Source organism: Enterobacter cloacae complex sp. ESBL7, from assembly GCF_041679625.1.
In the GTDB taxonomy this organism is placed as follows: Bacteria; Pseudomonadota; Gammaproteobacteria; order Enterobacterales; family Enterobacteriaceae; genus Enterobacter; species Enterobacter asburiae_B.
The window spans coordinates 1-277 of record NZ_JBGORN010000057.1 but is presented as its reverse complement, the minus strand read 5'-3'; the positions used below and the strand labels follow the sequence as shown (position 1 = coordinate 277).

1 rRNA gene is annotated in these 277 nt (G+C 56.0%); it reads left to right on the top strand.

The window, feature by feature from the left end:
- Positions 1 to 277: ribosomal RNA gene (locus ACERY3_RS25440) — 16S ribosomal RNA — on the top strand; the annotation flags it as partial.

The window sequence follows — 277 nt, the reverse complement described above, 5'->3', positions numbered from 1 at the left end:
CACGGTCCAGACTCCTACGGGAGGCAGCAGTGGGGAATATTGCACAATGGGCGCAAGCCTGATGCAGCCATGCCGCGTGTATGAAGAAGGCCTTCGGGTTGTAAAGTACTTTCAGCGGGGAGGAAGGTGTTGAGGTTAATAACCTCAGCAATTGACGTTACCCGCAGAAGAAGCACCGGCTAACTCCGTGCCAGCAGCCGCGGTAATACGGAGGGTGCAAGCGTTAATCGGAATTACTGGGCGTAAAGCGCACGCAGGCGGTCTGTCAAGTCGGATG